Annotated in this window: 4 protein-coding genes; 3 read left to right on the forward strand and 1 reads right to left on the reverse strand. The window is 61.5% G+C overall.

The annotated features are described in order from the left end of the window. The 3 genes from VIW95_RS07975 to VIW95_RS07985 all read left to right on the forward strand — a co-directional run. Window positions 1-1,024 (forward strand): amidase (locus tag VIW95_RS07975; RefSeq protein ID WP_331585158.1); only part of this gene is annotated, 1,024 nt, incomplete at its 5' end. A 15-nt stretch (window positions 1,025-1,039) separates the two neighbouring features. Further along, window positions 1,040-2,431, forward strand: a complete 1,392-nt coding sequence (locus VIW95_RS07980) for an amidase (RefSeq protein ID WP_331585160.1) — start codon at window positions 1,040-1,042, stop codon at window positions 2,429-2,431. 181 nt (window positions 2,432-2,612) lie between these two features. Beyond that, entirely contained in the window at window positions 2,613-3,143 is a 531-nt protein-coding gene (locus VIW95_RS07985) for a hypothetical protein (RefSeq protein WP_331585162.1), read from the forward strand. 7 nt (window positions 3,144-3,150) lie between these two features. Here the strand turns inward: VIW95_RS07985 and VIW95_RS07990 are convergent, their stop codons facing one another. Beyond that, window positions 3,151-4,206 (reverse strand): class I SAM-dependent methyltransferase, encoded by a 1,056-nt coding sequence (locus VIW95_RS07990; RefSeq protein WP_331585164.1) that lies wholly within the window; start codon window positions 4,204-4,206, stop codon window positions 3,151-3,153. Between the last annotated feature and the right edge of the window lie 1,127 nt (window positions 4,207-5,333).

The raw sequence follows: 5,333 nt of genomic DNA on the forward strand, positions 1-5,333 counted from the left end.
GCCCGAGTTCGGTGGGCGTCCCACGACTGAGGGTGGCCTGTGTCCGCCGGCGCGCAATCCGTGGAACCTCGAACATACGGCGGGCGGTTCGAGCGGCGGCGCAGGCAGCGCGCTCGCGGCAGGACTTGGCCCGATTGCGCAGGGCAGCGACGGCGGCGGTTCGATTCGCATCCCGTCGGCATGCTGCGGCGTGGTCGGAATCAAACCGTCGCGCGGACGGATCTCGTTGTCGCCAGTTGCCGGCGAGGCGTGGGCGGGATTCGCGACTGACGGCCCGATGGCGCGCTCGGTGCGCGACGTCGCCACGATGCTCGACGTGATGCATGGTCCGGTCGTCGGCGATCCATACTGGGCGCCCGCGCCGGTCACATCGTTTCAGTCTGCATGCGAGATCCCGCCGCATCATCTGCGAATCGGGATGATCTCAAAAACCTCGCTGGCGAAAGTCGATTCCGAGACGCTCGCCGCACTCGATTCCGCCGCGAAGGTGTTCGAGGAAATGGGCCATCGAGTCGAGCCTATCAGCTGCGATCCCGGCGGCCGCCTGCGCGATATTGTGATGTCCTTGATCTGCGCTGGCGTCGGGTCGACGCCGGTCAAGGATATCAACCTGGTCGATCCCGTGGTGCGCGAGCTATGGGATGCCGGGCAGAAAGTCACGGCAGTCGAATACATTATGAAGGTGACGCAGATGCACAATATGTCGCGCGAGATTGTGCAAGAGCTCGCGCCTTACGACGCCGTGATCTCGCCGGTCACCAGCCGGCCGGCGGTGAAGCTCGGCACGCTGCCCTCGCATCCGAGCAAATACCTGGACGAGTTGCTCGAATGGATTCCGTTCACGTTCCCATTCAACGCGACGGGTCAGCCGGCCTTCTCGGTGCCCAACGGATTCAGCAAATCGGGGCTGCCGCTTGCGATGCAGATCGTCGGTCGTCAGGCCGACGAGGTGACGATCATCGGGCTCGCCGCGCAATTCGAAAGAGCGCGCCCATGGAAGGACAAACATCCGCCGCTCGACTAGTGAGGACACATGACGATGCTCGATCCATTCATCGAAGCGTGGGAGCTGCGCGAGTTGGTGCTCAAGAAAGAAGTTCGCCCGCGCGAGGTCGCCGAGTTTTTTCTTGCGCGCGTCGAGCAGCTCAATCCGAAGTTGGGCGCGTTCATCACTATCACTGCCGATCGCGCGCTGGCCGATGCGGCGCGGCTCGAGAAGATGAGCACTTCCGATGGGGTGAAGCTGCCGCTGTTCGGTGTTGCTTACTCGCTCAAGGATCTGCTCTGGACCAAGGATATTCGCACGACGTTCGGCTCGAAGAATTATGAGAACTGGCACGCGCCGGCAGACGCAGAACTTGCGGTGCGGCTCGCCAACGCCGGCGGAGTCCTGCTCGGCAAAACTTCCACTCCTGAATTCGGACTGCGCCCGACTACCGAGGGCGGTCTGTGTCCGCCGGCGCGAAATCCATGGAACCTCGAGCATACTGCGGGCGGCTCCAGCGGCGGTTCCGCGTCGGCCGTCGCCGCGGGATTGCATCCGGTGGCGCAGGGCAGCGACGGCGGAGGCTCGGTGAGAATTCCGGCTGCATGCTGCGGGCTGGTGGGAATCAAGCCGTCGCGCGGGCGAATCACGCGGGCGCCGTCGGAGGGCGAATCATGGGGCGGGCTCTCGACCACCGGGCCGATTGCGCGCACCGTCCGCGACGCGGCGTTGATGCTCGATGCGATGGCCGGGATGCTGCCCGGCGATCCGTACGCGGCGCGACCGCCTACGCGTCCATTCGTCGAGGAGGTCGCGGCGCATCCGAAAAACCTTCGGCTCGCAGTTATCAACCGTAGCGCGCTCGGCACCGTGGATGCTGAAACTCTCACTGCGCTCGAGTCCGCATGCGGCGTATTGCGCGAGATGGGACATAGCATCGAGCCGGTCACGCTCGATCCCGGCGCGATGCTCGGCAAATTTGCGCGCGTGATCGTCGGCGCGTCGGTTTCAGCGCTGAACATCCCGAATCCAGGGCTGCTCGACCCCGTGGTGCGCGGGAGCTACGAATGGGGCGCCAAAATTTCTGCCGCCGACTACATCCGCGCGGTGACCGGAATGCACAACACGTCGCGCGAGATTATCCATGCGCTGATGCCCTACGACGCGGTCCTCGCGCCGACGCTCACGCGGCCCGCGGTGCGCATCGGAAGCCTGCCCTCGAATCCGGCGACCGGCGCGGACGAAATCTACAGCTGGATTGCGTTCACCTTCCCGTTCAACTCGACCGGTCAGCCCGCGATTTCGATCCCCAACGGATTCAGCCAGGCGGGATTGCCGCTCGCGCTTCAAATTGTCGGCCGACCCGGCGACGAAGCGGGCATAATCGCGCTGGCGGCCGAGTTCGAGCGCGCGCGACCGTGGAAGGACAGGCATCCTGCAATCTAGACGGTATTGTCGCTACTCGACGCCTGCTGACCGCCGTTAGCTGACACTTTTGGGCATCTGCCGGCGAGCCGCACGCTCGCCTTAACCTGACCACTAGCCTCGCACTACTAATTCGCGCTAAATAACTACATTTAGCAGGATTGCCGCGTCAAAGATCGCGGAAACAGTGCATGGGGGAACTATGCTGGCGAAAATTGGCTTGGTGATTGTTGGTACCGCTTTGGCTATGTCCGCGATGGGACGAGTTGAGAATGTGGTCGCGCACCGCGGCTTCTGCGGTTCCGTCGCATCCGCACAGGAGTCGAACGATCCGGCCGACGATGCTTCATCGCAGGACATGGACGATGCTCCGCAGGACGTGGACGCTGCTCCGGATGTAACCGCGCAACAAATCCAAGGCACCTACTCGGGAACTATTGACGATGCCAAACTGGGTAGCGGCACTTATTTGGGCGGCTTTATTCCACAGATACGTTCTCATTCGAAGCTTCTTGGAACCTGGGTCGACAGCTTGAACAACGTTCCCGGCTCCATAAAGGGAAGCGTCAATTCAAGCGGCGCCATAAGTGCGACCTACAAGCTGGGTATCAAAGGGCGTTGCATTTTTAAGTTCCACGGGATGTTCAATAACGGAGAAATCTCGGGAACGTACACCACCAATGGCTGCACGGGGCCGCTCAGCCACGGCACCCTCGACATAATTCGACAGTGACGGCTGGTCACGGGCGCGCTTCGAGGACGAGATTGAACGGGGTTGCCGTGGCGCGGCGGACTCGGGAGAATCCTCCGGCTTTGAGCACCTCGGTCAGCCGCGTTTCTCCGGCTTGCGTTCCGAGCCCCAGCCCGACTTCCTGCGACAGCGAGCCCGGCACGCAGATCATCGTTGAAGCGGCGTAGAACACGCGGCCGATCGGATTGAGGTTGTCCTCGAGGCGATCGTTGCCGAACGGCTCGACCACCATCCAGGTTCCGTCTTTCGCGAGCGAGCTCTTCACGTGTGCGGCAGCGCCTACCGGATCGCCCATGTCGTGCAGACAGTCGAAGAACGCGACCAGGTCAAAGGTCCCCGGGTAGTCCTTGGCCGTGGCGCGCTCGAAAGTGGCGCGGTCGGCGACACCTGCCTCGCGCGCCGCCTCGCGCGCGCGGTCGATCGACGGCTGGTGATAATCGAAGCCGAAGAATTTCGATTTCGGAAACGCCCTCGCCATCAGGATGACCGAAGCACCGTGACCGCATCCGACGTCCGCGACGCGCGCGCCGCGCTCGAGCTTTTGCTTGACGCCGTCGAGCGCAGGAATCCATTCCGAGACCAGATGCATCGCGTAGCCGGGGCGAAAGAAGCGCTCGGTGCCGCGGAACAGGCAGGGGTCGTGCTCGTGCCATCCGACGCCGCCGCCGTTGCGAAACACGTTGGCTACTTTGGGTTCATCGCGGATGGCGGCGGCCGCAATCTCGTACATGGCGGGGAAAAACGCCGGGCCGTTTTCATCAGCGAGCACCAGCGCCTGCTCGGGCGAAATCGAAAAGCGGCCTGCGGCGGCGTCGTAGTTGATGTAACCGGCGGCGGCTTGAGCGGAGGCCCATTCGCGCACGTAACGCTCGACGGTGCCGGTTTTCGACGCGAGCTCGGCAGGCGTCAACGGTCCGCCGGCGGCAAGAGTTTTGTAGAATCCAAACTTGTCGCCAAGCAGCACCAGCGCCGCGCCCATCGCAGCACCGACGTCGCCGAACATTTTATTGATCAGTTCCTGTAACTTGTCTCCGTCGACGGCCATCGCGATCCTCCCTCCCCCGCCTGCTTTTTTAGAGCGGGCGCCGGCCTACGTCAACGCGAGCGATCGCATACGGTTCGAGAAGAAAGCGACAGAACTTGATTGAATGTGAAACCCGTCCGTGGGTTTCACACTTCCCTGGGCAGGGTAACCCCTGCACCTTAGTTAGAAGAGGATGCCCAGGGTGTCGCCGACGATCCGGAATGGCGCTTCGACTATCGTTCCAGCTGCATCCGCCGTCGCTCCGACAACGCTGTCGGGTTCATTGTTGGTAGTAGTGGTCGTAGTGGTAGTTTCTGACGGCGAGTAACCATAGCCCGGGTCGCTGGTCGTAGTGTAGGTTGTTCGGCTACTCGTATCCGAGCAGGACTGGAGTAGCGGGCATGCGAAGAGGAACGCGCTCACTGCTATCGCGGAAATTATCGACTTATTCATGATGGCTTTGTCTTCCTTGGCACGCTGGCAACCAGATTTCTCCACGCCGCGTGTAAGCGTCCTGTTTCGATTTGTTGAGTTAGGCTAACTCTCAGTCATAGGTCCTATGAAACTTCGAACCGCGCTCTTATAAGTGTCGCCGGTTCGTCAAACTACGCCGAGGAGCCAAAGTACGAGAACGATCACGACGATGCCTCCTAGAGAAATAGGCAGGTACATACCAGCCTCCGAAAGGCCTTGCTGATTGAATTTTGATGTTGGTCGAGCGGAACGCGGTCAAAGGCGAATGGAAGGACCGCCGTTTGGGCTGGATCAATTCGGACTCGATTCCTATTTCGATCCCGACTCATCCAGAGTACGCCGCAGCGTGAAGCAAACGCCATCTCAGCGCTGCTCCATTTGGCTCTGTGCAGCACCAAAGGTGTCGGTTGGAGCATCGAAGCACGCAAAGAATAATCTTTTTACTGCATCTGGGCTGAGTCAGGACTTAACTTTGTGTGAAACCCGAGGTGGTTTTCAGGCTTCCTTCGGCAGGGGATGACCCCTGCACCCAACAATCAACGGGACGTGAGGTGGAAAGCCTGAGCCAGGAGTTCGTGGGAGCGCAGGCGGGCCTGGTGGTCGTGGACGACGGTCACGAGCATCAGTTCGTCGATGTGCAGCACGCTTGCGAGGTCGACGAGCGTGTTGCGGAC

This window comes from Binatus sp. (SeqCode) (genome assembly GCF_036522015.1).
Lineage (GTDB): Bacteria > Desulfobacterota > Binatia > Binatales > Binataceae > Binatus.